A 25,835-nucleotide genomic window follows, 5' to 3' on the forward strand; every position below is an offset into this window, starting at 1 on the left:
TTCCATTACCGGTTGGCTTGGCGGAGGCGGCGGTATTGTTCCGCCAATTGAGTTTCGAAGCGCCCGTTGGTTTTCGGCTGGTAGTATTCGGCACGTTTGAGGTCGTCGGGAAGGTATTGTTGTTTGACCCAATCACCCGGGAAATCGTGCGGATACTGGTAGTCGTTGCCGTGACCGAGCTTCTTGGCACCGCTATAGTGGGCGTCCTTTAACCGGTCGGGGACGGCGCCGTTGTGACCATTCATGACATCGGCCAATGCGGCATCCATTGCCAGAATGCCAGAGTTGGATTTTGGCGACAGACACAGTTCGATGACGGCGTCGGCCAACGGAATGCGCCCCTCGGGTAACCCGAGTTGTTGGGCTGCCTGAACGGCTTGAACCGTTCGGCCAGCAGCTGGTAAATTGGCCATGCCAATATCCTCATAGGCGATGACCATCAGGCGCCGACAAATCGACGGCAGGTCACCGGCCGCAACCAGCTGGGCCAGGTAATGGAGGGCAGCATCGGTATCGCTCCCCCGAATCGACTTTTGAAAGGCGGAGATTACGTCGTAGTGTGCGTCGCCGTCCTTGTCACCCATTAACGCCTTGCGTTGGAAGCAGGCTTCGGCTACCTCAAGGGTGACGTGAATTTCACCATCTTTGGCGGGCGGCGTGGACTGTGCGGCCAATTCGAGACCGTTCAGGGCACTCCGGAGATCGCCGTTGGTGGCACCGGCCATGAAGCCCAGGGCATCGTCGTCGACGGTTAGCTTCAGTTTGCCGAGGCCCCGTTCTTCATCCGTCATGGCGCGTTTCAGGGCAGTCTTGATATCGTCCAAAGAGAGCGGGTGGACCTCAAAGATCTGGGTCCGACTCCGAATGGCCGGGTTGATGTTGATATAAGGATTTTCGGTCGTCGCGCCGATCAAGACGATACGGCCACTCTCTAAGTGGGGCAACAAAAAGTCTTGTTTGGTCTTGTCTAACCGATGGATTTCATCGAGCAATAGAATGACGGTGCCACTCATCTTGGCTTCTTCGGCGACGACTTGCAGGTCCTTTTTGGTGTCGGTCGCGGCGTTTAGTTTGCGAAAAGCATACTTGGTCGAGCCGGCAATGGCACTGGCGATACTGGTTTTACCGGTGCCCGGCGGCCCGTAAAGAATCATGGATGAAAGTAATTTGGCGGCGACCATGCGGGCAATAATTTTCCCGGGGCCGACGAGGTCTTGTTGACCAACGACTTCCTCCAGGCGGCGAGGCCGCATGCGGTAGGCTAACGGATGTTGTGCCAAGGAATGGGACTCCTTTCTTAGTGCCCCAGCAGCTTGTCGAGCCAGCCCTTCTTAGTGGGGCGTTCAGGTTCTGCTGGTGATTTCGGTGGGTACTTTTTACTTAGGGCAATGGGACTCTGGTCGATAGCGTGGTCACTGGCCACGACTAGACCGAGGTCACTGTCGTTGACGCCATAGATGGTGTCTTGACGAATCGTAAATTTTAGATTGTGTTGGCTCGCCAACTTGAGGTACGGGGCGAGGTCGGCCTGGTCAACGTGGCCATTTAGGATGACCTGATAGTCCGGATGCGCGCTGATCTCCGTGATAAATGAATCCAGGTTGTCGCGGTCCGTGACTTCGGCAATGGTCATTGCCAGGGAGACCCGCTCGCGAAACGTCCCCAAGTAGTGGCGTTGTTCATCGGGATTGATCTGCGGCGTACCGTAGACGGAATTTTGTAAATGTTGTTCCATTTGACTCTTCTCTGCCATGGGATTCCCTCTTTTCAAGTTAGTTTCACTAGTATAACATGGAATTGAACAGACGTTTAGGAAGGGGGCTTTGGATGTATCAGGATCAAGATTTTCGCGTGTGGGATGATCAGACGTTGCCGGGACGATTGGGAAAAATTCGAGCGCAAATTGACCCTAAATTTCAGCAGACAGTCACGGAACTCGTACCGGTTTTCGCGGAGTTGGCTGTGCCAATTTATGATCACATCTCGCTTCATCGGCGACGGTCGAAAAATCCACCGCCAGATACCTGGGTGGCGTTTAGCACGTCCAAACGGGGGTACAAAATGTTACCGCACATCGAAGTGGGGTTCTGGGACGACCGGTTCTTTATTTGGTTAGCCGTCTTACAAGAAGCCAAGGACCGTCAAGCCTTGCTGAGTCGCTTGAAGGAAGATACGGTCATGCAGTTACCGGCGGGTTTTGCGTGCGGTGGTGACCACACGGATAAGGACTGCGGGGTGCCGTTGATCCGTGAAAACTATCAGGCGTTGATGGCCACGCAACCGAACCGGCATGCCGAATGGCAGGTTGGTCGCAACTTCATGCGGGGGAGTGACTTCTTCGCGGTGTCGGCGGCCGAGCAGACGCAGATCATTCAAGCGACGGTGCGAGCCCTGTTGCCACTGTATGATCAGCTGATTCGTATTTAAGTTTGATTGGGAAATCTGGGAGTTAGTTTCCAGATTTTTCTGTGTTCCGGTGGTTGATTGCAATCGTCGGGACGCATGTGTAGGCTGAAATAGAACTGGGGTCGAAGGGGGATTTTTAGTGATTGAGATACTGAAACGATGGTGGCAAAATCCACTGACAACGTATTATTTGGCGTTGGTGCTACTGATCATCATTGCGTGGGAGGTCCGCGACTTCTTGTCGTTGACACTCTTCACGATTATTTTTATTTACTTAGGGAATGCGGCTACCATGGGCATCGAGCGTCACGTCCATCTGCATCATCTGTGGTCAACGTTACTGGTCTATATCTTATTTCTAGGGATTTTGGTAGCGGCGTTTGGCCAGATCATTCCGCCACTCGTATCGGAGGCATCTAGTCTGCCCCAGGCGTTGGACACGTTGATCAAGACCTATCCGCAGCTGGAGACGTCGGTGACCAAGCTGGTGAAGAATCTGTCGCAAAATGCGTCGGTCATCAGCAATGGGAAGATGCTCTTTACTAGCGGCATTGGTAAGCTCTCGCGTCTCAGTTCGGGAGTAGAGACCATCGTCTTGGCTTTCTTCTTCAGTTTCATTTTTAACCTGACGAAGAATCAGCTAAAGACGTTTGCCCATGCCTTTACCCGCAGTCGGTTTGCCGGTCTGTTCGTACCGATGGGAGAATTGATTTTGAAATTTGTCCACATCTTCGGTACGGTCATTGAGACGCAGCTAGTGATTTGTACGATCAATACACTACTGATGGTTCTAGGCCTGTGGGCAATTGGCATGCCTAGCTTACTGATTTTAGGAATCTTGGTCTTCTTCCTAGGCCTGATTCCGGTGGCTGGGGTCTTGATTTCGCTGATTCCATTGACCGCGGTGGCCTTTATCACGGGCGGCCTGATTCGAGTCTTAGCGGTGTTGGTGCTGGTCATCTTGATTCACATGTTCGAGTCGTACTTCTTACATCCTCGATTAATGGCCAACGCCACGAACCTGCCGATCTTCGTCACCTTTATTACCCTGATTATCAGCGAGCGCATCTTTGGTGCCTGGGGACTACTGGTAGGGGTGCCATTGGTGGCATTCTTCCTGGATGTCTTTGACGTGCAGCTGAAGCCAAAACGGATTACGTCGGAGGAACTGGCGGATAAGAAATAAAAGGTGTATCAAAATAAGCTTAGCACCCCAAGTGAGTAGGGGATGCTAAGCTTTTCTGGTTGAAGCTAGTGAATGAGTAACTTGGCAATAATAAAAATAATCAGTAAGCCGGCGTAGTAAAGCAACGTTTTATTGGTCACTTTAGGCGTCTTGCTGTGGCGGTCACGGAGCCAGAGGACAAAAACGACGAGTAGGGCAATCACGGCTAGACCAAGTAGAATATTCAAGATGGATGACACACTCATAACAACGTTTAGGATAGGCATAATGGCGCCTCCAGTATGTATTTCTGCCAACAGGCGAACTGCTGGCAGATAATGATATGAAAAAAGCCCTGCCAAACGGCAAGACTTCGTTCAAACCAATTAAGAAGTTGATCTTAACGGTTGTAGTATTCAACGATAAGAGAATCGTCGAGTTCTGCATCTAATTCTTCACGTTGTGGTAAGCGGGTAAGGGAACCTTCCAGCTTGTCAGCGTCGAATTGGACGTATTGTGGACGACCAACAACGGCTTCAACAGCGCCCTTGATGATAGCCATGTCCTTGGACTTTTCACGAACTGAGACAACTTGGCCAACTTCGACTTCGTATGAAGGGATGTCAACACGCTTGCCATCAACAGTGATGTGACCATGGTTAACCAATTGACGAGCTTGACGACGAGTCGTTGCCAAGCCTAAACGGTAAACCACGTTGTCCAGACGACGTTCGAGTAAGATCATGAAGTTAGTACCATGGGTACCTTCCTTGATCTTGCCGGCACGCTTGAACAAGTTGTAGAATTGACGTTCAGTCATGCCGTAAGTGAACCGGAGCTTTTGCTTTTCACGCAATTGCGTACCGTATTCAGAAAGTTTCTTTTGACGACCTTGACCATGATCACCAGGTGCGTAAGGACGACGGTTTAATTCTTTACCAGTGCCGGAAAGGGATACCCCTAAACGACGGGAAATACGCCAGCTTGGGCCAGTGTAACGAGACATAGATAGTTCCTCCAATAAAATATTATTTGGAGTAAAATAAGCTGTATATAAGTTTAGTATTCGTGCAGATTGCTTTGCAGGTTTCACCGTATGCAGCCGCAGGTTACTTCCTGAACCAATTGAACGGCAACAATCTGTTGACGAGCTTACCACTTATCGCTGCATTATTTTACACAAGCACCAGTATAACCAGAACCGCTAGTCTTTGTCAATGTGTTTTAACAAAACGCGGGCGAATTCTTCCAAAACGGCTTGGTCATCCGCCGAGAAACGATCCTTACTAGGGGAATCGATGTCCATAACCCCGATCTTGCCAGTCGCTGTGGTCAGAGGGACGACGACCTCCGCGTTACTGGCGGAGTCGCACGCAATGTGGCCAGCGAATTGATGAACATCGGCGACGCGTTGGGTCTCTTGTGTGGCTAGGGCCGTTCCGCAGACACCACGGTTATTTTCAATGTGCATGCAGGCCACGTTGCCTTGGAAGGGTCCTAAGATCAAGTCATCGGTTTCCGGTTGGTACAAATAAAAACCGGCCCAGTTGACATCGTCTAGGGTTTGCTTCAACAGTGCTGAGGCATTTGACAAGTTAGCAATGACGTTGGTTTCTCCGTGTAAGAGCGCGTCAAGTTGTTCAGTGATTAAAGGATTAATTGAATCACTCATTTAAAAAGACCTCCTGTAGATGATTTCAGTAATTGAATATAGGAAAAAAGGTTAAGGTAATCATGAAAACCTAGTGAAGCGTAAGCGTGACTTATGCTATAATCGAAATTAGATTAAATTGTAAAATGAACCGAGTTATTTTGCAACTCGTTAAACGTTTAAAAGCGGATGAAGGATGGGGTCAAAATGTTAGGTGTTCTAATCGGAGTCGTCGTAGTGGCGATTATCGTCTATGTCGGCGTACTCGTTTACCAGCAACGAATACGGCAACAGGTGGCGGCGTTAACCACGAAAAAGGAAACTATGGTGGCAATCCCACTAGCCGACGAAGTCAATCTTGTCGGTCAATTAAGTCTGACCGGACAGTCGTTGGAACAATATCAGCAGCTGCAGGCCGATTTTACTGACATCACTGAGAACCGGTTTACCCGAATCGACCAGCAGCTGGCAAAGCTGACCGAAGATTCTCGCGGATTAAATCTAATGGGCCTTCGTCGGGACCTCACTAAGGTTACTGAGTTGGTTAACCAAACGGATGAACTCGTTCAATCCGTGCAGGCCAAATTAGCCGCTTTACAAGAGGTCGACAAGCAGCATCGACAAGCCGTTCGCGACCTAGAACAAAAGTATCAGGACCTGCGGAAGACGTTGCTCGCCAAGAACTTTGCGTTTGGGCCAAGCATTGACGGCCTCGAAGAACGCCTTAGCCAATTAGAAGATAACTTCGACACGTTCACGCGGTTGACCCAGTCAGGGGACCACGAACGGGCCGCCGATGTGTTGAGTCAGTTGCAGGACGATACGGCCGACCTTGAAGACCTCATCAAGACCATTCCGCTCCTGTACAAAGATTTGACCGTCATTTATCCCGACCAAGTTAAGGAAATCAAGGGTGGCTATCAACAATTGACGGCCGACCACTATCAGTTCGGCGATGAAAATATTCCGGAACTGGTTCAACAGGTCTCCGACCGAATTAGTGAAAACTTAGAGACGTTGAGTAAGTTGCGGCCAGACGATGCCAAAGTCGTTAATGACCGGATCGCCGGGCAAATCGATCAGCTCTACGATTTGATGCAAACGGAAATCGATGCTAAGGACCCCGTTGAAGCTAATTTAGACGGAGTGGCGAAGTTTATTGCGCACGCCCAAAACCAGAGCCATACGTTGCTTAACGAGTTGGACCGGTTGAGTCAAAATTACACGCTGGACCATCAAGAATTAGAAACGGCACGTGAACTCAATGAACAATTACGGGCCATTGACGGTATTTACCAGCGGGACGTGCAAGATTTGACGGGGAAGACTGCGACCTATTCACACGTTTTGGAACATCAAAAGCAGCAAGAAAAAGATTTGAAGCAAATTGAGGAACAACAAGCACAAATTTTGAATGGCGTAGCTGGTCTGGCCGACGAAGAACGGCAGGCCCGCGACACGCTTCAACAATTCGACTTTAATCTACATAGTTTACGGCGTCAGGTGGAGAACTTAAACCTCCCCGGGATTCCCCAAGATTACTTGGATTACTTCTTCGTCGTCCGTGATGAAGTGGCGCAGCTAGCAACCGACATGGATCAACCACAGATCGACATGGAACGGATCACCAAGCAATTGCTGATCATCCAAACGGACCTGGATACCCTGCAGGAAAAGACGGATGACCTGATCGACAGCGCACAGCTAGCGGAACAGCTCTTGCAATACGCTAACCGCTACCAGACCAGTCACGAGAACGTTGCCGAAGCCAGCAAGAAGGCGGCCGATTTGTTTGAAAAGGATCACCAGTACGCCCAGGCCTTGGAAACCATTGCCACGGTACTGGACGACGTGGAACCAGGCTCCTACAAGCGATTGGAAGACGCCTATTACCAACGTAAGGGAACGGCGAAGCCAAAACGCGACGATGAATAAATTGATTTAAAATTGAACACGGGCGTTACGTCGTGTGACTATGAGAGCATGGTCACGTGGACGTAGCGCCCGTGTTGCCTTTTGAGACGGCGGGATGGTTAAGGCACAGGTTGAAACTCGATGTGTCTTTCCAAGTTGAATACTACAACCGTTAAAATTTACGCTTAAGCGTTTTAAGAGAAGTCTTTGAATTCTTCTGATTTTGGTTGATTTACATTGAGTCCCACCAAGATTCTGTAGACAGCATGGATTTCCACCTAGGTCTTTTTTACTAGAACACTAGTGTAAGCCGAGAGGTCGCTAAATATGGGCCCAGGCGCGTCGTTCTGCTTAGTTGACGGTGAACTTCTGTCGGCTTAGCAGAAGACCAAGCTTGTAGACTCGTGGTCTTCGAGGCTTCAAGTTGTGTCCGCACCGTTCCGGCCCATATTTGGCGGCCGGTAAGGCGAAGGTACCACTAGGTTGCCAGGATAAGAATATCAAGAACTTTAAGCCTTGATTCACCAGAAAACCACGAGATTTAGGCCGCGCCACTTGTGGTTCGTAAAGTTTGTGTTTATAATGAGAAAGAATTTCTATCGGAGTCGAACCAATAGAAAAGAGATAAGAGGGTTCTGTATGATTTATTTTGATAACAGTGCAACGACTAAGGCCGCGCCCGAAGTCGTTGATACTTATGCAAAGGTCAGCGCGAATTACTGGGGGAACCCATCAAGCTTACACAAGTTTGGGGAACAAGCTTTTAATCTACTTGAACAATCCCGGCAACAGATCGCTGATCTATTAGGCGTCAAGCTCAGTGAGATCCTTTTCACCAGCGGTGGTACCGAGGGTGATAATTGGGCCATCAAGGGAACAGCGATGGCTAAGCGGGAGTTTGGTAACCACTTGATTACGACCGAGGTCGAACATCCGGCGGTTCACAATTCCATGGAACAACTTAAGCAACTGGGCTTTGAGGTCACTTATTTACCAGTCGATGAAAATGGCCGGGTTTCCGCAGAAGACTTGCGGGCCGCCATCAAACCATCGACGATCTTAGTGTCCACGATGGCCGTGAATAACGAAATCGGGGCCGTACAACCACTCGAAGAGATTGCGGCCGTTTTGCGGGACTTCCCCCGGATTCACTGGCACATCGATGCCGTTCAGGGAATCGGTAAGGGTCTGGCCGACAAGATCTTTAACGATCGCGTTGACTTCGTAACGTTCTCCGGTCACAAGTTCCATGCGCCACGTGGTATCGGCTTTATGTACAAGCGACAGGGCCGTAAGCTTGATCCCCTGATGGCTGGTGGGGGTCAGGAACGTAATTTACGCTCTGGAACCGAAAACCTACCGGCTATTGCGGCCATGGCGAAGGCGTTACGGTTGCTACTCGATAACGAGGCGGTTAAGGTCAAGCGGCAGCGTGAGATTCGCTTAGCCATCTTGCATCACGTCGAAAAGTTCCCGAACGTCACGATTTTCTCTAAGGACCTGCCCGTCTTTGCACCGCACATTCTGTGCTTTGCCATCGCCGGTGTCCGTGGTGAAACTATCGTGCACGCCTTCGAGGAACACGACATTTACATTTCAACGACGAGTGCTTGTTCTTCCAAGAAGCACGTGGAGTCCAGCACGTTGCAGGCCATGAAGATCGATGATGGCATTGCCACGAGTGCTGTGCGGATTTCTTTGGACGAACATAACACTATGGCGGAAGCCGAAGAATTTAACCGTGTATTTGACGAGTTATACACGCAATTTGCAAAATTAAACTAAAAGTAACTACCAAACGAAAGGGGTCGCGCAATGGAATACAGCGAAATTATGGTCCGTTACGGCGAGCTGTCGACGAAGGGTAAGAACAAAAAAGACTTCATCAAGCAGCTGGGCCAAAACGTCCGCAAGGCGCTCAGTACCTTTGAGGGTATTGAAGTTAAAGCACAACACGACCGCCTACACGTGACGTTAAACGGGGCGGACTCAGAAGCCGTCATGAAACGGTTGAAGGGTGTCTTTGGTATCGAAAACTTCTCGCCATCGGTCAAGGTCGAGAAGGATATCGACGCCATCAAGGAAACGGCCGTGGCCATGGTCAAGGAAGCTTTCAAACCAGGCATGACCTTTAAAATCAACACGCGGCGTCAAGACAAGGAATTCGAATACGATACCTACCAGATGAACGAAATTCTGGGGAGTACGTTACTCGAAAGTATTCCCGAACTGACCGTTAAGATGAAGCACCCCGACCTGGAGTTACGGGTCGAAGTGCGGATGAACGGGGTCTTCTTATCCGGTGAAACCGTTCAAGGTGCCGGCGGATTGCCCGTTGGAACTGGTGGCAAGGCCGTCATGATGCTCTCCGGTGGGATCGACTCACCGGTCGCGTCCTACTACGCTTTGCGACGTGGTGTCAAAATTGACATGGTCCACTTCTTTAGTCCGCCATACACGTCCGAACAAGCCTTAGCCAAGGCCAAGGAATTGACGGCGCGTTTGGCTGGTTACTCCGGTGGAATTCAGTTTATTCAGGTGCCATTCACCAAGATTCAAGAGACCATCAAGGAAAAAGTGCCCGAAGGTTACCTGATGACGATTCAACGCCGGCTGATGTTACGGTTGACGGCGGCGATTGCCGAGAAGCGTCACGCCAAGGGGATTTTCAACGGGGAATCGTTGGGCCAAGTGGCCTCACAAACGTTGGAAAGTATGGCTGCCATCAACGATGTCACGTCCATGCCGATCTTACGACCACTCTTGTCGATGGATAAGACGGAAATCATCAAGGTTGCCGAAGACATCGACACCTATGACCTGTCCATTTTGCCATACGAAGACTGCTGTACGATCTTCACGCCACCAGCACCCAAGACGCATCCCGACTTGGAAAAGTCTCGGAAGTACGAAAAGTACATTGATGTTGAAGGTTTGATGCAGGAAGCACTCGACGGGATCACCATCACGGAAATCCGGCCAGGGGACAACTACCTGAACCAGAATGAAGACGTGTTTGCTGAATTACTGTAAAAAGAGTGTGCCAATAGGCGGTTAGCTGGCGAGTATTAAGATTGATAACCGAATAATCCCGGGTTTGGATTGTTTGGTTATCAGGCTTAAGCGGAACCAGCTGCCTGTTGGCACACGTTTCAGCAATCTAAAATTAGACATGAAAAGGACTGTGCAAACCCTGCATAGTCCCTTTTTGTATACAACAAATTTAATTAACGGCGTGTCGGCTGTGTTTGCCGTCAATGATGTCCTTAGCGTCGTTTAACGCAATCTCCAAACCGTTCTTCACGGCCAACTTAGTAAAGAAGGCAACGTGTGGCGTGACAATCACGTTTGGCATGGCATTCAACTCTTGGAAGTCCTTTGGCGTCTCGGCGTACGGCTTTTCGAGGCGGAAGAAGCCAACCTCGTTAGCCAGCGTGTCCAGTCCGGCACCGGCAATCTCTTTGGTCTTGAGGGCGTCAATCAGAGCCTGGGTGTCCACGAGTTCGCCGCGGGCCATGTTGATCAGGATGGCGTTGGATTTCATTTTCTTCAGTGCGGCCGCGTTGATGATGTTCTTGGTCGATGGTAGGAGCGGCGTGTGCAGTGAGATAATATCGGCTTCCTTAAAAATCGTTTCCAAGTCGGTGTAGGTCGTGTAAGGTTCCAGACCGGCGTCGTAGAAGGGGTCGTAGGTTAAGACCTTGGCACCCAGGGCGCTATAGATTTGGGCGGTGGCCCCGCCAATATGACCGGCACCAATCAGACCGACTGTGCAGTTGAAAATTTCGGTGCTACTCATCGACGCGTCCCAGGTAAAGTTGCCAGCGGCCATGCGGGCTTGATACTCGCCGATGTGGCGTAGCAGGTACATGGCTTGCGTCACGCCCATTTCAGCAATGGCCCGTGGTGAGTAGGAGGCCACGTTGGTCAGGGTAATTCCGTGCTTGCTGGCGGCAGCAACGTCCTGATTGTCGACGCCGACTTGACGAACGGCCAGCTGTTTGATGCCAAACTTTTCAAAGGTGGCGTAGGCTTCTTCGGTAACGGGAGCAATTCCTTTAGAGGAGACACCATCATACCCCTTCGCTAATTTAGCCGTGTCCGCGGTGAGCGCTTCACTGGTTGTGCCAACTTCGACGTTGTTTGCCTTGCCCCAGGCCTGTGCGTAGGGTTCCTCGATATCGATAACACCGTAACAAAAGATTTTCAATCTGAAAGCCTCCAAATGATTTTTTAATCCGCTTTCCTCAATTGAACTACAGAGGGGGTAGGGAGTGCAAGCCGAAAAGTAGTTTCTGGTGGAATTTGTTTTGGATATTAGACGAAAAAGTTAAGAATTAGGAGGGTCGAAAGGTGAGTATAACAACTGGTAAACTCACCTTTTAAAACTCAGTGAATTGGCAATTGGAGCATCATATGGAATTCAGATATAATATAATTAACCTTATATTATATTTATAGGAAACAACATTTTGAGAGATGGAATAACTGTGATAAGCTGATTTCGTGCTTTAAGCCGATCTAATTCTAAGTGAAGGTTATAGGAGGGGATAGGTGTTGACCAGTAGAAAGATTAAAAACATAATCAATCTGATCTTAGCCATTCTAATTGTAATTGCCATCTTTGCTGTGCGTGGCAATTATATTTTGTTTTGGGGAATCGTTCTGGTTATCTACGTGAGTCAGTGGGGATTATTCAAGTGGCTTGAGAAGCGCTAAGTTTGTTGTAAAGACACATTCTGAACCGGGGCGCGGCCTCTCAAACTACATTTTTCCTTGAATTTTCCTTGATAAAACACTCATCAATTAGTTTTTTCGTATTTTCTACCAAAAAGCTTGTCTTTCACCCGCCGAATGCGCGATAATTGAAGCAATTAATCGGTGAAGAACCGATAAATATCTCGAAGGGGTTGATCTGCGTGGAAGTTACACGACTCGGCGATACATTCTCTCTTTCCGGCGACTTGCCAGAAGTAGGGGATCAGTTACCAAAGTTTAAGGTGTTTGATCAGAACAATGTCAAAGTTAAAACTGCTAATTTAATTGGTAAGGTGACTTTGATCAGTGTTGTTCCGGACCTCGATACGCCCGTTTGCACGATTCAGACGCGGAAGTTTACCCAGCAGGCAGACCATTATCCAGACGCCAAATTCTGTACGATCTCAAATAATTCGATTGCGGAACAGACTGGCTGGTGTGCCGCTCAGGGTGTAGAAAACGTTGACCTGTTATCCGATGAAGAATTGTCATTTGGATACGAAATGGGCCTGTACGTTCCTAACCTGGGGAATTTGGCGCGGTCAATCTGGATCATTGATGACACTGGTAAGATCGTTTACCGGCAGATCGTCAAGGAACAAACGCACGAACCAGATTACTTGGCTGCTATTAACGCCCTCGAAAAGTTAGTCTCACGTGTTGACCTTTAGGCTAAAATTGAGTAGACTATGTGAAAGTAGCGTTGAACAAGTCAGTAGCGTTAGTTAGACTGCTTAGAGAGCCGGAATTGCTGGAAACCGGTGGGTCAGACTAACGCGAAAGTAGCTTGCGAGCTGCCGGACTGAACCAACAGTAAGTCCGGACCGGAGCACTCTCCGTTAACAAAGAAGTTAAGTGGGGCATGAACGCCCAATTTAGGTGGTACCGCGAAGAAATCTTCGTCCTAATTTTTTAGGATGGAGATTTTTTTGTGCCATCAAACGTTAACTTCGTGCAGACAAGAAAGGAATTGATTACAAATGGCTGACAAGCAAATCGATATGCCAACCAAGTACGATCCGACCGCCGTTGAAGCTGGCCGGTACCAAACTTGGCTCGACGAAGATGTTTTCAAACCCAGTGGTGACAAGAAAGCCACTCCTTATTCCATCGTTTTACCGCCACCAAACGTTACCGGGAAGCTGCATTTAGGCCACGCCTGGGACACGACTTTACAAGACATGATCATTCGGCAAAAGCGGATGCAGGGCTTTGATACACTCTGGATTCCCGGGATGGACCATGCCGGTATCGCCACGCAAGCCAAGGTCGAAGCTCGTTTGCGCGAACAGGGGATTACCCGTTACGACTTAGGCCGCAAAAAGTTTGTCGACAAGGTTTGGGAATGGAAGGACGAATACGCCGCCACCATTCACAAGCAATGGGCCAAAATGGGATTGTCCATGGACTACTCCCGTGAACGCTTTACCTTGGACCAGGGCTTGTCCGATGCCGTCAAGAAGGTCTTCGTAACGCTGTACAAGAAGGGCCTGATCTACCGGGGCGAGTACATTATCAACTGGGATCCTCAAGCTCGGACTGCACTGTCTGATATCGAAGTCATTCACCAAGACGATAAGGGTGCGTTCTACCACGTTAAATACCCATTTGCCGATCCCGACTATACGTTTAACGGCAAGCACTACATCGAAATTGCCACGACCCGTCCTGAAACCATGATGGGAGACACCGCCGTTGCCGTTAACCCTGATGATGACCGGTACAAGGACTTAGTGGGCAAGAAGGTTATTCTGCCATTAGCCAACCGTGAAATTCCGATCATTGCCGACCAATACGTGGACATCAACTTTGGGACTGGGATGGTTAAGATTACCCCTGCCCATGACCCTAATGACTTCTTAGTAGGTAACCGGCATAACCTCGAGCGCATCAACACCATGAACGAAGACGCCTCCATGAACGACCGTGCCGGCAAGTACGCTGGTATGGACCGTTTCGACGCCCGTAAGGCCATGGTCGCTGACTTGGATGATCAAGGCTTAATGATCAAGATCGATCCAATCGTTCACTCCGTTGGTCATTCCGAACGGACCGGGGTTCAAGTCGAAGCCCGGCTGTCCACGCAATGGTTTGTGAAGATGAAGCCACTTGCTGAAGCCGCCATCAAGAACCAAGAGGGCGACAACGCGGTTGATTTCGTGCCAGAACGGTTCGAACACACCTTTACGCAATGGATGGAAAATGTCCATGACTGGGTTATCTCGCGTCAACTCTGGTGGGGTCACCGGATTCCGGCTTGGTACAACAAGAAGACCGGCGAAGTCTACGTCAACGAAGAAGCGCCGAAGGATATTGAAAACTGGGAACAAGATCCCGATGTCTTGGACACCTGGTTCTCCAGTGCTCTGTGGCCATTCTCCACGATGGGCTGGCCAGACGAAGATAGCGCCGATTATAAACGTTACTTCCCAACCGACACATTAGTTACCGGTTACGACATCATCTTCTTCTGGGTTTCCCGGATGATCTTCCAAAGCCTCGAATTTACTGGCAAGAAGCCGTTTAAACACGTGCTCTTACACGGGTTGATTCGGGCCGAAGATGGTCGGAAGATGAGTAAGTCACTGGGCAACGGGATCGACCCAATGGACGTCATCGATAAGTATGGTGCCGACGCGCTGCGGTGGTTCTTATCTACCGGTTCAACGGCGGGCCAAGACGTTCGCTTCAGCTATGATAAGATGGACGCGGCCTGGAACTTTATCAACAAGATCTGGAACGCCAGCCGGTTTGTCATCATGAATTTGGGCGAAAACACCAAGCCAGAAGTTCCGGCTGCTGACAAGTGGGACCTGACCGACAAGTGGATCTTAAGCCGCTTGAACGGCACGGTTAAGCACGTGACGGAAATGTTTGACAAGTTCGAATTCGGTGAAGCCGGTCGGGCACTGTACAACTTTATCTGGAACGACTTCTGTGATTGGTATATCGAAATGAGTAAGGAAGTCTTGACGGGCGACGATGCAGCCGCTAAGGCCAACAAGCAGGACTTGTTAGCTTACGTCTTGGACCAAACCTTACGTTTGCTACAACCAATCATGCCATTCGTGACGGAAGCCATCTGGCAAGCGATGCCACATGATGGTCAATCTCTGGTTACGGCGGCTTACCCAGTCGACCACCCAGAATTTGACAATGCCACGGCGGAAGCTAACATGACTAGTTTGATCGACTTGATCAAGGCTGTCCGGAACATCCGGGCCGAAGCCAACGCACCGATGTCAACGCCAATCGACTTGCAGATCAAGACCAGCGACGACCAACTCCACAGTGTCTTTGAAAACAACCGCGACTACATCGACCGGTTCGTTCACCCAAAGAACTTGGAAATTGGTGCTGACTTGGTTGCACCGAAGTTAGCCATGACTGGTGTCATCACGGGTGCCGAAGTTTCTGTACCGTTAGCCGAATTGGTCGACCTACATGACGAAGTGAAACGCTTGGACAAGGAAGTTGACAAGTACACGGCCGAAGTTCAACGGGCAACCAAAAAGCTCGGTAACGAACGTTTCGTGGCCAACGCCCCAGAAGACGTGGTCAACGCCGAACGCGAAAAACAAGCAGATAACGAAAAGAAGTTAGCGGCCACGCAACAACGGTTAGCTGACATCAAAGCACAACTTTAAGCTATTCAATTAGCTTGAAGACGTCACTAGAATAGTCCGAGAGGTCAGTACTTGCTGACTTCTTGGACTATTTTTTCGGTTGTGGATTCTAAGACTATACCTGTTGCGGGAGCGCCCAAGCCGGTGAAGTGGGCTTCCTTTGATTGAAAACGATGCTTGTGTTTTCAATTAACATAGCACGGTTGAGACAGGTACTGTGATTAGATTGGCCACGGGGATTACTTTCAAGTGGATACAATGACAATTCACGTGAGCTGTAATTTTGCTAATGGTGGCTGTATGTTCCAGCTCAACGTTTGTTAGAACAGTAATCGATCTTAGCCGTAGGAGGCCAGGGGTGTAGCCAGCCGAGTGCAAAGACTGGCGTTCTTCCAGGCCGAAGCGTCCCCACAACAGGCGGAATCTCTGGTAGCCGGAGACGATAATTTTTAACAAGTATCGTCAGCAATGGAATTGCCTCTTCACTACCAGAGAAAATCTGCTAGACTGAGAAATAGCGATTAGTCGGGAGGTTTTAATTTTGGTAAAAACGTATACTGAGGCTCTGCAGTTCATTCACGGCAGAGACCGCTTCAAGAAGAAGCCCACGCTGAAGCGAATGCGGCAGTTTATGCACGCTCTGGGGGACCCGCAGGAGCGGTTGAAAAATATGATCCACGTGGCCGGCACCAACGGCAAGGGGTCTACGGTCGCTTTCTTACGGGACCTATTCATGGCCGAGGGGCAGACGGTTGGCACCTTTACCTCGCCGTTTATTACGCGGTTTAACGAACGGATCAGCACGGATGGTCAGCCCATCAGTGACGATAATCTGGTGACCATGGTCAACCGAATTCAACCTGTGGTGGCGCGATTAGATCAGGAATTAGCCGAAGAGGGGCCAACGGAATTTGAGATCGATACGGCCCTGATGTTTTGTTACTTCGCCAGTCATCCCGTGGATATTGTGATCGTCGAAGTTGGGCTGGGTGGACTGTATGACTCAACCAACATTATTCAACCGACCGTGTCCGTGATTACCACAATTGGTATGGATCATATGAAAATCTTGGGTGACACGATTCCTAAGATTGCCGCGCAGAAGGCCGGCATCATCAAGCCCGGTGTGCCCGTGGTCTGCGGACGGTTGACACCGGATGCACTGGAAGTCATGGATCAGACGGCCGCTAAGAATCAGACCGAGGTGCGGGCGCTGGACCGAGATTTCCACGTTCAGAATCAACCGGAACCCGGGTGGGGTGAGCGCTTTGACTACACCTGGAATGACTTACGCTGGCGGCATTTAGAAGTCGACCTACTTGGCCAATATCAAATCGACAACGCGGCGACGGCTCTTACGGCATTCGTCACGTATCATCAGTTGCGCGAGCTCCCATATGACATTGCCGACATTCGTACCGGACTGAAGCACACCGCGTGGCCGGGTCGGTTTGAACGGTTAGCAAACGAACCTCTGATTGCCATCGACGGTGCCCACAATGAGCCCGCCATGGTTGAAATGGTCCGGTTGTTACGGCAACACTTTAAGCAACACGATATTTACATTGTGCTGGCGGTTCTGGCCGACAAGCAGTACGGAAAGATGGTGCGGACCTTATTGAAGGTGCCTAACGTCCATATCATCGTGACCCAATTTCAGGGGCCAGGTAAGCGGGCAGCCGCGACGCCTCAGGCATTGGAAGACGCGGTGGCAGCGAACCAACGAGTCACCATGGCGACCGATTGGCCGAGTGCCTTAAAAGAAGCGATGGCAAACATTTCAGCCGATGATTTAATTCTGTTGACTGGCTCACTCTACTTTATTTCGGAAGTTCGGCAATATTTTAAAGAATCTGACGAATAATTCGTCTCCTTTTACGGAGTTAACTGTAAGGGGATGAGTTGATGCAACGAGTAAGGGTAACGAGTCATACGGAGCGCCAACTGGTCGGGCAGATTCTGACGCAGTTGGGATTAGTCACGGCTAAGGAGACCGACCGCTTCTTTCACTACTTCCATAGTGTCGCGGACCTCCGCTATGCGAGTCGGCGGCAAACGCAGCGCTATATTGCGGGTCACAACAAGCGGTTAGCATTATTGACGGCTATCGACCTAGGACGTTGGGCGCAGCAGGCACCACGGTTGATCCTGGGGGAGATATTGGCCAGCAGTCAGCTCGGCCAGCTGTTGATGGATGACCTGCGTTATGTGCCGCAGGAGCGTCTGGAAGTATTAGTGGTCGACGCCAAGCATCAGATTATCGACCGCCAGATCGTCTTTCAGGGGACGTTAGACAGTTGTCCGGTCCATCCCCGCGAAATCTTTCGAGTAGCCGTGCTAGCGGGCGGATCAGCCATCGTGATCGCCCATAATCATCCTAGCGGGGTCGCGGAGCCATCGGCCAATGACCTGCGGTTTATGCGACGACTGGCCCATTGTGGGGAATTGATGGGTATTCCATTACTGGATGGTTTTGTCATTGGGCTAACCACCTACTTTAGTCTCCGCGAGACCGGTCAGTTGCCGGTCGCCCAGGGGGTAAATGAGTCAGAACCTTTAAAAACTGATTAAAATCGCTCTTTGCTATTTCTTTCTCGTTAAAAGTTCGGTATTCTTGACATTGACGACGTGTTCTCACGTAGATAGGTATGTTATAATACGTCTATCAATGAATAAGACAAAGCATATTAATATTTTGTTGACAATGAAGGGATGAAACACAGTGTTCGGATTAGGAACGAAAAATATTGGGATCGATTTAGGTACCGCCAATACAATTGTGTACGTTGACGGTAAAGGAATCGTTCTTCGCGAACCTTCTGTTGTCGCCAAGAACACAAAGTCTGGGGAAATTGTGTCCGTTGGTGAAGACGCTCGAGCAATGATTGGCCGGACTCCGGCAAGCATTGTTGCCATTCGGCCCATGAAGGATGGGGTTATCGCCGATTACGATACAACGGTTGCCATGATGAAGTACTTCATCGACAAGACAGTTGGTCGTTCAGGTGGTAAGCCTTACGTTATGGTTTGTGTGCCAAGCGGTGTAACGGAAGTTGAAAAGCGGGCCGTCATTGACGCAACCCGTGTTGCTGGTGCTCGTGATGCATACGTCATCGAAGAACCATTTGCTGCGGCCATTGGTGCCGGGTTGCCCGTTATGGACCCAACCGGTAGTATGGTTGTCGACATTGGTGGTGGGACGACCGACGTAGCCACGATTTCCTTAGGTGGGATCGTTTCTAGTCGTTCAATCCGAATGGCTGGCGACAAGCTGGATGACGCCATTTCGACGTACGTCCGCTCGAACTTCAATTTGTTGATTGGTGAACGGACGGCTGAAAAGCTGAAGATGGACATTGGTTCCGCTTCGGTTGAAGATGCCGCTAAGATCGAAGGTGCCACGATTCGGGGCCGCGACTTAGTGACTGGTTTGCCAAAAGCAATTGAAGTCTCAGCGGTCGACGTGGCGAAGGCCATCCAGGAACCCGTTCAGGCAGTTATTACGGCAATCAAAGAAACACTCGAAGAAACTTCACCAGAAATCGCCGCTGACGTGATCGATCACGGCATCGTGTTAACTGGTGGTGGGGCATTACTCAAGAACTTCTCAGAAGTGATTGCGGATGCAACTAAGGTTCCGGTCTCCATTGCAAATGATCCGCTGGATTGTGTGGCAGCTGGTACTGGTGAATCCTTAAAGAGTATCGATGTCATGAAGAAAAAATAGGGACTAGCGGGAAGGCAGCTTCCCGCTTCTTTATTGTGACGGTATGCTTATCAATTTAATGAACATACCGAACAAGATGGAGGTCAAACATGCAGAAATTTTCTTTCAATCGGCGACTGGTCATTATCATTGTCTGCTTGATTGTTAGCTTTGCTTTGATGACGGTGTCCGTAACTATTCGTAATAAGAAGTCAACGCCACCACTGATTCAGCAATTTGGCAATGATATTGTTGGGCTGGTCGACCGGGTCGTTGCGTTACCTACCAACGGTCTGAGCAGTTCAGTGAGTTCCATTTCGGAGCTGTTGAACACGTATCAAGAAAACCAGCAACTCAAGCAACAGGTCAGTGAACTGGCACAGACTAAGGTGCGGGACCAGACCCTCGCCAAAGAAAACAAGCAGTTGAAAAAAGAACTCGAGTTAAACGCGTCGTTGACGGACTACACAGCCGTTTCCGCCGCTGTAATCACGCGGACACCATCGTCTTGGCAAAACCAAGTGGTCATTAACAAGGGGGCCGCATCGGGGGTTGAGAAGAACATGCCCGTGATGTCTGGTTCCGGTCTGATTGGCCGAATCGCCGAAGTGAACAAGACCAACTCTAAAGTTGAATTGATCACGGATAACAACGATTCCGCCAACCGATTTGCCGTCCAGATTACCACCAAGTCCGGGGCCACGGTCAACGGGGTGCTGAGTGGCTATAAGTCAACGACGGGGCAGATCACGATGGACAACATTACGACTAAGGCTAAGCTCAGTAAGGGCGACAAGGTCGTGACGAGTGGTCTCGGTGGTGTGACGCCTAAGGGCCTGTATGTCGGGACGGTCGCCAAGGCTTCGGGTTCTGATTACGGTTTAGCAACTAAACTTTATATCACACCTGCAACGGACCTGAGCAGCCTAAACGTTGTGACGGTAGCCGTTACGAAACAGTAGGGGGGATAAGTCGTGTATCGATTATCAAAGTTACGCTTCGGCTTTCCCATTGGGTTATTCCTACTGCTCCTGTTAGATGGGTCGATCAGTCAGAGCTTTAGTGTGCAATTATTTCACTATCCGTCGGCGATGGTCAGTCATCTCGTCGTATTGTGGCTGGTTTGCGGTGCCATTTTCGAGGCCGACCAGGGTGAAGCTTACCCGATGCCATTAGCGTCGTGGGCAGCCGTCGCAGGCGCCGTCTTTGACTTGTACTACACCGGTATTTTCGGGGTGTACGTCTTTGTCTTCCCCGTGGTCATCTACGTGACGCGGCGGTTAGTGCTGTACATTCGGCCTAACTTTTTGAGTGGCCTGTTGATCTACTTCATCGACATTACCATTGTGGAAGCGTTGGGGTACCTGGCAAGTCGGGCGATTCATTTGACGACGATGTCTGGGAGTTCATTTTTGGTGAACACTTTAGGGCCCACACTTGCCTTTAACCTGGCAATGTTTGTAATTTTATATTTCCCCATTCGATGGGTGTATAATTGGCTAAAATAGGTGAAGGGAACGAACGCTATGCAAGCTGCCGTATTACGGGGAACGCAAAACGGCTATGATTTGGTGCTCAAACAGTCGGCAAGTTTGGACCAAATCTTGGTCGATCTAAAAGCACTACTAGAAAATCTCAAGGTCGATCCGCAGGTGATGGATACCAAAGTTTCTTTGGATGTCTTGACTGAGGACCGTATTTTGACGGCCGATGAGAAAACTAAAATTGAACAACTTGTGGCGGGTTATCCGCGATTTGAAATTCATAAGATTGCGGCGAACGTGATTACGTTGGCGGATGCACTTCAGCTCCGCGAGCGGGAGAACGTTCACTTATTGAGCAAAGTCATTCGTAACGGTCAAGAAGTGGTCATGCAAGGAGATATCTTGTTTCTGGGCACGATTCACGAAGGTGGTAAGCTCCGGACAAGTGGCAATATCTTTTCCATGGGTAACGTCGCCGGAATTCTTCAAGCGGGTTATCCCGATGATGAATCCAAGCTGATTATGGGAAATCTTCAGACGGCACAACAAGTCCGCATTGCAGAACAGTTTGACATCGTTGAACCAGAGCAACTGACTGATTCGCGGCAAACCATCGCTTACGTTAACGACCTACACGTTTTGTCGTATGGTAAGCTTGAGCAATTAAAGAAGATCAATCCAAAGTTGTATAACCAGATTGGAGGAATTTAGAAATGGGAAAAGCAATTGTGATCACCTCCGGTAAAGGTGGTGTGGGTAAGACCACAACGAGTGCCAACATTGGGACGGCGTTAGCCTTGATGGGCAAGCGGGTGTGCCTGATGGATCTTGACATTGGGTTACGGAACCTGGACGTGGTGTTAGGCCTCGATAATCGGATTATCTACGATATCGTGGACGTCGCCGAGGGTCGGGCTAAATTACCGCAGGCACTGGTCAAGGATAAACGCTTTGACGACAAGCTTTACCTGTTGCCGGCCGCACAAAATACCGATAAGACGGCCCTCCAACCTGAACAGGTCAAGGAAATCGTGGATGAACTGAAACCGGACTACGACTACGTGCTGATTGATTGTCCAGCCGGGATCGAACAGGGCTTCATGAACGCCGTTGCTGGTGCTGACGCGGCCATTGTGGTCACCACACCAGAAATCTCCGCCGTTCGGGATGCCGACCGGGTCGTGGGATTGTTGGAACAACATCCTTTGACCGAGGCGCCACGCCTGTTGATCAATCGGATTCGCCGGAACATGATGCAGGACGGGTCCATGATGGATATCGATGAGATCACCCATCACTTGGGCATCGAACTACTCGGCATCATCTTTGATGACGACGCGGTCATTACCACGTCCAACAAGGGTGAACCCATCGTCATGCAGACCGACAATCCAGCTTCACAAGGCTACCGCAACGTTGCTCGTCGTTTAGAGGGTGAAACGGTGCCCTTGATGAAGATCGAGGAACAAGAGGAGACTGGTTTCTGGCACAAGGTCAGTGGCTGGTTCCATCGCGGTTAGTATAAAATTTTAAAATTTAGAGATTGGTCGGTTGCGCTTTAGCGTGGCTGGCCTTTTTTGTTGTTCAATTCTGAAGTGTTAGGAGCAGGGTAGGTGTAAACTGGTCGCACTGCGGCTGCCAGAGATTCCGCCTGCTTTGGGGACACTTCGGACTGAGAATCGGTCCTCTCGCTTTGAAGCCACACAAGAACCGTGTGTCTTCAAAGTCGCCGTGATGTAAACTGGCTGAGAAACACCAGTTAACATCACCTCCACGGCCGGCTACATCCCTGGCTTCCTTCGGCTTAGATTGAGCGTTGCCAATTCAAACGTTAATTTTAAGATTACTCGAATTTTTTTATTGTGATCGTTAGTCGGCGTACATACACAATCAGTATCCCTGAACAATACAGCCTGGGAGTTCAATTGGTCATGTGTTGAGTTTGTCGTTAATCTCCTCTTTTCGACGGTTGGGATAGTCTTAGCGGTATTTTTACTGGTTAGTTTGAGTATTACTGTTCACACTATCGTTTTTGGAATAAGGATTTGTTTGTTTGGGATTACAGTGAATGGCTAAGGGGACTTTGGCCCTCAACGTTTATCATGGAAAAAATCAGTCCGAGCCGGAGGAGGTCAGGGGTGCAGCCAGCCGTAGTAACCTTGTTAGCTAGCCGCTGGCTAGCTAACAAGATGGGCGACTTTTAAGACGGGTGGAGTTCCCGGCTTAAAAGCGAGCGAGAAGACTGGTGGTTTTCCAGGCTGAAGCGTCCCCACAGCAGGCGGAACCCCTGACAGCCGGAGTGCGGCAATTTTTAACCGATATTTGTTTCTATAGGCACTGTCAGAATTTAGCCAACAACTCCCAATTTAAAGCTAAGGTGAAAATAAAGACTTGACGCTAGCCAGAATTAATCGTAGTATATTGGCAATGAAACAAAAGACGTTGAACAGAAGAGTAGAGTAGCTAAGGATCACCAGAAAGCCCCGCTGATGGAAACGGGCGGTCTTAGTTAATCGAACCACATCTGTGAGTTGACCGTTTGAAACGAGTAGGATGGTCCGGGGTAGCCCGTTATCGCTGGAGTTGCTTGCAACTCACTGAGGTCGTTTTAGTGATAGAACGGCGAATCAGAGGTGGAACCACGATGTGATCGTCCTCTTAGGCTTTTGGGCCTAAGGGGACTTTTTTATTTATCGGGAGTCCTTCGTTGCAAGCAACTCGCTGAGTCGGCGTGGCGTGAGCCCGTCGAGTACATGAGGTGGCACCGCGTTGATACGCCCTCTTGAGATGAAAGTCTCAAGGGGGCGTTTTTGTCGTTTAAATGCCAATTACATAACTAGCTGTTAGAGTTGTTAAAGGAGGAAGCGCACTATGCATTATTTTAGCGAGATTTTACCATCATTGATTTCCGGGACTGGAATGACGTTGTCCATCTTCTTTTGGACCATCATCGTCTCAGTGCCCTTAGGTATCCTAGTTGGGTTGGGGATGAAGACTAAATTTAAGCCCTTAACGTGGCTCATCGACATTTACGTTTGGCTGATGCGGGGGACACCACTGTTACTGCAATTGATTTTCGTTTTCTATGGCTTGCCAATCATCGGTATTGTCTTCCAGCGTTACGACGCCGCTTTATTTGCCTTCATCCTGAATTACACGGCCTACTTCGCCGAAATCTTTCGGGGTGGGTTGCAAGCCATTCCCGTTGGTCAGTACGAAAGTGCCCGGGTGCTGCGGTTGACGCGGTGGCAAACGCTACGGAAAATCGTGATTCCCCAAGTGGTCAAAATCGTCTTACCTTCCATTGGGAACGAAGTCATTAATTTAGTCAAAGATTCCTCGCTGGTTTATGTTATCGGGTTAGGCGACTTACTCCGGGCCGGCAACGTGGCCATGGCGCGCGATGTAACGATTGCCCCAATGCTGCTCGTTGGCATTATCTATTTACTGTTAACGGCTGTCTGCACGTTAGTTTTGCACCAGTTGGAGAAACACTACAGCGCTTGGCGTTAGAGAAAGGATGGTCAACATATGTTAGAGCTTAAAGGAATTACGAAAAAATTTGGTGGCAAGACCATCTTGGACGGCGTTAACCTTACCGTGGAGGACGGCAAGATCTTAACGATCGTTGGCCCGTCCGGTGCGGGGAAGACCACGCTACTGCGGTGTATCAGTGGCCTGGAAGAAGTCGACAGTGGTGAATTTGTTTTGGACGGTCAGACGTTTGACCCCGCCACTAACCGCGACAACGATTCCGTTATCGGCGTTGTCTTCCAGGACTATCAACTGTTCCCCAATCTGACGGTCTTGCAAAACGTGACGTTGGCACCAACGATGGTGTTGAAGCAATCCGCTATCGACGCTAAAAAGGAAGCTAAACGGTTGCTGGATCAACTGAATCTGGGCGACAAAGCAGACCTATATCCGTACGAACTATCCGGTGGGCAAAAGCAACGGGTTGCCATCGTGCGGGCATTGGCCATGCACCCCAAGTTACTGTGCTACGATGAACCTACCTCGGCGTTGGACCCCGACTTACGACGTGAGGTACAACAGATCATTGTGAAGCTCCGCGACGAAGGCATTACTCAGATCGTGGTCACTCATGATATTCCCTTTGCTGAAGCCATCGCTGATCAGATGATGCGAGTTGAACCTAAGGACTAGGAGGCAACACGGATGAGAAAATTAGGACGTATTTGGACACTAATTGCCGTGATGATTGGCCTCAGTGGTGTGCTGGCAGGGTGTACGACCGTCACGCAGCGGGCCAACGATACGGATAAATGGTCACAGATCAAGAAGAAAAAGAAGGTCGTTGTGGGCCTCGATGATAGTTTTGTACCGATGGGTTTTCGGCAAAAGAGTGGTAAATTGGTCGGTTATGACATTGACCTTGCCCGCGCCGTGTTTAAGCTCTACGGTATCAAGGTCGACTTTCAAACGATCGATTGGTCGCTGAACGTCACGGAACTTCACAATGGCACGATCGACCTCATCTGGAACGGGTTCTCAATCACCCCACAACGGGCGAAGCAAGTGGCATTTTCCGACACCTACCTCAATAACGACCAGGTCTTAGTTACCTTGAAGAAGAGCAAGATTAAATCGTTTGCGGACATGCAGGGCAAGGTCCTGGGCGCGCAGACCGGCTCATCTGGTGCGCAGGATATCGACGCACACCCTAAGTTGTTGAAGGACCGCATCAAGAACCATGAGGCCGTTACGTATGACTCCTTCACTAATGCCTTTATCGACCTGAATGTTGGTCGAATCAAGGGGCTACTGATCGACAGTACCTACGCTAATTACTATATCAAACACCAAGCGCACCCCGAAGATTATCGGGTCACGGTGGGAAACTTCCCTAAGGAAAAGTTCGCCGTGGGTCTGCGCAAGGGGGATGTCACGATGCGGCGCAAGATCAACGCGGGCCTCAAGCGGTTAGCCGAAAATGGTACGCTGGAAAAAATCAACGAGAAATGGTTCGGTAAGAAAGTCGATACCCCACTGTTGAATTCTAAGTAGACAACGTGGTGGGGTCATTCGTCTTACCGGGGCAAGTGAAATATAGCAGTATACAAATTCTAAGTAACCTCCGATAATCACAGTTAGGCCGCGTCAT

General features: G+C 49.7%; 24 protein-coding genes and 2 other annotated features. Of the genes, 18 read left to right on the forward strand and 6 right to left on the reverse strand.

From position 1 onward, the window contains the following. Positions 1–5 precede the first annotated feature (5 nt). Positions 6–1,253, reverse strand: coding sequence for a replication-associated recombination protein A (locus FC99_RS05385; RefSeq protein ID WP_048736239.1), 1,248 nt, complete (start codon positions 1,251–1,253; stop codon positions 6–8). A gap of 44 nt (positions 1,254–1,297) precedes the next feature. Further along, the gene (locus FC99_RS05390) at positions 1,298–1,753 is read right to left on the reverse strand and encodes a YueI family protein (RefSeq protein WP_048732151.1); all 456 of its coding nucleotides are present in this window, start codon (positions 1,751–1,753) and stop codon (positions 1,298–1,300) included. A 74-nt stretch (positions 1,754–1,827) separates the two neighbouring features. Between FC99_RS05390 and FC99_RS05395 the strand changes: the two genes are divergently transcribed. Beyond that, positions 1,828–2,427: a DUF1054 family protein gene (locus tag FC99_RS05395; protein WP_048732149.1), complete on the forward strand. Its 600-nt coding sequence runs from the start codon at positions 1,828–1,830 to the stop codon at positions 2,425–2,427. Positions 2,428–2,545: 118 nt separating this feature from the next. Continuing rightward, on the forward strand, positions 2,546–3,592 hold the full coding sequence (locus tag FC99_RS05400; RefSeq protein ID WP_048732147.1) for an AI-2E family transporter: 1,047 nt from the start codon (positions 2,546–2,548) through the stop codon (positions 3,590–3,592). A 65-nt stretch (positions 3,593–3,657) separates the two neighbouring features. Here FC99_RS05400 and FC99_RS05405 read toward each other — a convergent pair whose 3' ends face one another. The 3 genes from FC99_RS05405 to FC99_RS05415 all read right to left on the reverse strand — a co-directional run bounded on the left by FC99_RS05405 (position 3,658) and on the right by FC99_RS05415 (position 5,243). Beyond that, positions 3,658–3,858, reverse strand: coding sequence for a hypothetical protein (locus tag FC99_RS05405; protein WP_048732145.1), 201 nt, complete (start codon positions 3,856–3,858; stop codon positions 3,658–3,660). Positions 3,859–3,971: 113 nt separating this feature from the next. Further along, the gene (gene rpsD / locus FC99_RS05410; protein WP_048732143.1) at positions 3,972–4,577 is read right to left on the reverse strand and encodes a 30S ribosomal protein S4; all 606 of its coding nucleotides are present in this window, start codon (positions 4,575–4,577) and stop codon (positions 3,972–3,974) included. 198 nt (positions 4,578–4,775) lie between these two features. Next, positions 4,776–5,243 (reverse strand): GAF domain-containing protein, encoded by a 468-nt coding sequence (locus tag FC99_RS05415; protein WP_048732141.1) that lies wholly within the window; start codon positions 5,241–5,243, stop codon positions 4,776–4,778. A gap of 186 nt (positions 5,244–5,429) precedes the next feature. On the opposite strand from FC99_RS05415, the gene ezrA reads away from it, so the two are divergent. From ezrA to thiI, 3 genes are all read left to right on the forward strand, one after another. Continuing rightward, positions 5,430–7,157, forward strand: coding sequence for a septation ring formation regulator EzrA (ezrA, locus tag FC99_RS05420; RefSeq protein WP_048732140.1), 1,728 nt, complete (start codon positions 5,430–5,432; stop codon positions 7,155–7,157). 618 nt (positions 7,158–7,775) lie between these two features. Next, entirely contained in the window at positions 7,776–8,921 is a 1,146-nt protein-coding gene (locus FC99_RS05425; protein ID WP_048732138.1) for a cysteine desulfurase family protein, read from the forward strand. A 30-nt stretch (positions 8,922–8,951) separates the two neighbouring features. Continuing rightward, entirely contained in the window at positions 8,952–10,169 is a 1,218-nt protein-coding gene (gene thiI, locus FC99_RS05430; protein ID WP_048732136.1) for a tRNA uracil 4-sulfurtransferase ThiI, read from the forward strand. A 190-nt stretch (positions 10,170–10,359) separates the two neighbouring features. Here thiI and FC99_RS05435 read toward each other — a convergent pair whose 3' ends face one another. Then, a complete protein-coding gene (locus FC99_RS05435) occupies positions 10,360–11,346 on the reverse strand; it encodes a D-2-hydroxyacid dehydrogenase (protein ID WP_048732134.1) in 987 nt (328 codons plus the stop codon). A gap of 347 nt (positions 11,347–11,693) precedes the next feature. On the opposite strand from FC99_RS05435, the gene FC99_RS13795 reads away from it, so the two are divergent. The 13 genes from FC99_RS13795 to FC99_RS05495 all read left to right on the forward strand — a co-directional run bounded on the left by FC99_RS13795 (position 11,694) and on the right by FC99_RS05495 (position 25,738). Then, on the forward strand, positions 11,694–11,855 hold the full coding sequence (locus FC99_RS13795; protein WP_156166873.1) for a hypothetical protein: 162 nt from the start codon (positions 11,694–11,696) through the stop codon (positions 11,853–11,855). A 200-nt stretch (positions 11,856–12,055) separates the two neighbouring features. After that, positions 12,056–12,565 carry a thiol peroxidase gene (tpx, locus tag FC99_RS05440; RefSeq protein WP_048732132.1) on the forward strand — a complete coding sequence of 170 codons (510 nt, stop codon included), beginning with the start codon at positions 12,056–12,058 and terminating at the stop codon, positions 12,563–12,565. A 23-nt stretch (positions 12,566–12,588) separates the two neighbouring features. Continuing rightward, positions 12,589–12,804 (forward strand) — a binding site (T-box leader). 70 nt (positions 12,805–12,874) lie between these two features. Then, a complete protein-coding gene (locus FC99_RS05445) occupies positions 12,875–15,541 on the forward strand; it encodes a valine--tRNA ligase (protein ID WP_048732130.1) in 2,667 nt (888 codons plus the stop codon). A gap of 520 nt (positions 15,542–16,061) precedes the next feature. Continuing rightward, positions 16,062–17,384 (forward strand): bifunctional folylpolyglutamate synthase/dihydrofolate synthase, encoded by a 1,323-nt coding sequence (locus FC99_RS05450; protein WP_048732129.1) that lies wholly within the window; start codon positions 16,062–16,064, stop codon positions 17,382–17,384. A gap of 41 nt (positions 17,385–17,425) precedes the next feature. Next, positions 17,426–18,091 (forward strand): JAB domain-containing protein, encoded by a 666-nt coding sequence (locus FC99_RS05455; protein ID WP_048732127.1) that lies wholly within the window; start codon positions 17,426–17,428, stop codon positions 18,089–18,091. A 151-nt stretch (positions 18,092–18,242) separates the two neighbouring features. Further along, positions 18,243–19,247 carry a rod shape-determining protein gene (locus FC99_RS05460; protein WP_048732126.1) on the forward strand — a complete coding sequence of 335 codons (1,005 nt, stop codon included), beginning with the start codon at positions 18,243–18,245 and terminating at the stop codon, positions 19,245–19,247. Between the two features lie 89 nt (positions 19,248–19,336). Then, the gene (mreC, locus tag FC99_RS05465) at positions 19,337–20,188 is read left to right on the forward strand and encodes a rod shape-determining protein MreC (protein WP_048732124.1); all 852 of its coding nucleotides are present in this window, start codon (positions 19,337–19,339) and stop codon (positions 20,186–20,188) included. A gap of 12 nt (positions 20,189–20,200) precedes the next feature. Beyond that, the gene (gene mreD, locus FC99_RS05470) at positions 20,201–20,734 is read left to right on the forward strand and encodes a rod shape-determining protein MreD (protein WP_048732122.1); all 534 of its coding nucleotides are present in this window, start codon (positions 20,201–20,203) and stop codon (positions 20,732–20,734) included. An 18-nt stretch (positions 20,735–20,752) separates the two neighbouring features. Continuing rightward, positions 20,753–21,421 carry a septum site-determining protein MinC gene (locus FC99_RS05475; protein ID WP_048732120.1) on the forward strand — a complete coding sequence of 223 codons (669 nt, stop codon included), beginning with the start codon at positions 20,753–20,755 and terminating at the stop codon, positions 21,419–21,421. Positions 21,422–21,423: 2 nt separating this feature from the next. Then, a complete protein-coding gene (gene minD / locus FC99_RS05480) occupies positions 21,424–22,230 on the forward strand; it encodes a septum site-determining protein MinD (protein ID WP_048732118.1) in 807 nt (268 codons plus the stop codon). Between the two features lie 913 nt (positions 22,231–23,143). After that, positions 23,144–23,371 (forward strand) — a binding site (T-box leader). Between the two features lie 210 nt (positions 23,372–23,581). After that, on the forward strand, positions 23,582–24,223 hold the full coding sequence (locus tag FC99_RS05485) for an amino acid ABC transporter permease (protein ID WP_048732115.1): 642 nt from the start codon (positions 23,582–23,584) through the stop codon (positions 24,221–24,223). Between the two features lie 18 nt (positions 24,224–24,241). Continuing rightward, positions 24,242–24,877: an amino acid ABC transporter ATP-binding protein gene (locus FC99_RS05490; protein ID WP_048732114.1), complete on the forward strand. Its 636-nt coding sequence runs from the start codon at positions 24,242–24,244 to the stop codon at positions 24,875–24,877. Positions 24,878–24,889: 12 nt separating this feature from the next. Beyond that, positions 24,890–25,738 (forward strand): amino acid ABC transporter substrate-binding protein, encoded by an 849-nt coding sequence (locus FC99_RS05495; RefSeq protein ID WP_048732112.1) that lies wholly within the window; start codon positions 24,890–24,892, stop codon positions 25,736–25,738. The last annotated feature ends 97 nt before the right edge of the window (positions 25,739–25,835 follow it).

The sequence above is a fragment of the Levilactobacillus koreensis JCM 16448 genome (assembly GCF_001435525.1).
GTDB lineage: Bacteria > Bacillota > Bacilli > Lactobacillales > Lactobacillaceae > Levilactobacillus > Levilactobacillus koreensis.

Excerpts from the sequence above, each read along its gene's own strand:
- FC99_RS05385 (WP_048736239.1), bottom strand. The coding sequence starts at position 1,253 with ATGCGGCCTCGCCGCCTGGAGGAAGTCGTTGGTCAACAAGACCTCGTC.
- FC99_RS05390 (WP_048732151.1), bottom strand. The coding sequence starts at position 1,753 with ATGGCAGAGAAGAGTCAAATGGAACAACATTTACAAAATTCCGTCTAC.
- FC99_RS05395 (WP_048732149.1), top strand. The coding sequence starts at position 1,828 with ATGTATCAGGATCAAGATTTTCGCGTGTGGGATGATCAGACGTTGCCG.
- FC99_RS05405 (WP_048732145.1), bottom strand. The coding sequence starts at position 3,858 with ATGCCTATCCTAAACGTTGTTATGAGTGTGTCATCCATCTTGAATATT.
- rpsD (WP_048732143.1), bottom strand. The coding sequence starts at position 4,577 with ATGTCTCGTTACACTGGCCCAAGCTGGCGTATTTCCCGTCGTTTAGGG.
- FC99_RS05415 (WP_048732141.1), bottom strand. The coding sequence starts at position 5,243 with ATGAGTGATTCAATTAATCCTTTAATCACTGAACAACTTGACGCGCTC.
- ezrA (WP_048732140.1), top strand. The coding sequence starts at position 5,430 with ATGTTAGGTGTTCTAATCGGAGTCGTCGTAGTGGCGATTATCGTCTAT.
- FC99_RS05425 (WP_048732138.1), top strand. The coding sequence starts at position 7,776 with ATGATTTATTTTGATAACAGTGCAACGACTAAGGCCGCGCCCGAAGTC.
- thiI (WP_048732136.1), top strand. The coding sequence starts at position 8,952 with ATGGAATACAGCGAAATTATGGTCCGTTACGGCGAGCTGTCGACGAAG.
- FC99_RS05445 (WP_048732130.1), top strand. The coding sequence starts at position 12,875 with ATGGCTGACAAGCAAATCGATATGCCAACCAAGTACGATCCGACCGCC.
- FC99_RS05455 (WP_048732127.1), top strand. The coding sequence starts at position 17,426 with ATGCAACGAGTAAGGGTAACGAGTCATACGGAGCGCCAACTGGTCGGG.
- mreC (WP_048732124.1), top strand. The coding sequence starts at position 19,337 with ATGCAGAAATTTTCTTTCAATCGGCGACTGGTCATTATCATTGTCTGC.
- FC99_RS05475 (WP_048732120.1), top strand. The coding sequence starts at position 20,753 with ATGCAAGCTGCCGTATTACGGGGAACGCAAAACGGCTATGATTTGGTG.
- minD (WP_048732118.1), top strand. The coding sequence starts at position 21,424 with ATGGGAAAAGCAATTGTGATCACCTCCGGTAAAGGTGGTGTGGGTAAG.
- FC99_RS05485 (WP_048732115.1), top strand. The coding sequence starts at position 23,582 with ATGCATTATTTTAGCGAGATTTTACCATCATTGATTTCCGGGACTGGA.
- FC99_RS05490 (WP_048732114.1), top strand. The coding sequence starts at position 24,242 with ATGTTAGAGCTTAAAGGAATTACGAAAAAATTTGGTGGCAAGACCATC.
- FC99_RS05495 (WP_048732112.1), top strand. The coding sequence starts at position 24,890 with ATGAGAAAATTAGGACGTATTTGGACACTAATTGCCGTGATGATTGGC.